Genomic DNA, 788 nt, shown 5'->3' on the forward strand with positions numbered 1-788 from the left:
CCGCCACCCTGTGGTTGAATTTGTTATGCAACAGCCGTTTATCGCCAACCCAACTTACCTTGATGATAAACGTAAAATGCTGATTATTACTGGGCCAAATATGGGTGGTAAATCGACTTATATGCGTCAAACGGCACTCATTGTATTAATGGCACATATCGGTTCATATATTCCGGCAGAATCTGCCACTATTGGTATTACCGATCGTATTTTCACGCGAATTGGTGCGAGCGATGACCTTGCCTCAGGTCGTTCAACCTTTATGGTAGAAATGACCGAAACCGCCAATATTCTCAATAACGCCACCGAAAACTCGCTGGTATTAATGGATGAAATTGGCCGTGGTACCAGTACTTACGATGGTCTATCACTGGCATGGGCCACGGCTGAATATTTGGCAAAGAACATTGCTGCGAAAACCCTGTTTGCCACGCACTATTTTGAATTGACCGAACTGGTAGAGCAGCTCGATATTCTTGCCAACGTGCACCTAGACGCAATTGAATATCAAGATACCATAGCGTTTAAGCACACAGTACTTGATGGTGCGGCTAGTAAAAGCTTTGGTTTACAAGTGGCAAGCCTTGCGGGCGTACCAAAGGCGGTGATTAACCGTGCTAAACAAAAGTTGTCGCTACTAGAGCAGCATCAAAGTGTCAGTGAAATGCCATTAACAAAGACAGCGAGTTCACCGATATCACAACAAGCAAGCTTATTTGAAACACCGAACCCTGTAATTGAAGAACTTGCAGCAATTGACCCTAACGAGTTAACCCCTCGTCAGGCGC

At 45.1% G+C, this 788-nt stretch carries 1 protein-coding gene; it reads left to right on the plus strand.

From position 1 onward, the window contains the following. Positions 1 to 788 (plus strand): MutS-related protein (locus ON073_RS20425; protein ID WP_446728552.1); only part of this gene is annotated, 788 nt, incomplete at both ends.

It is taken from the genome of Pseudoalteromonas sp. G4 (genome assembly GCF_028875915.1).
In the GTDB taxonomy this organism is placed as follows: Bacteria; Pseudomonadota; Gammaproteobacteria; order Enterobacterales; family Alteromonadaceae; genus Pseudoalteromonas.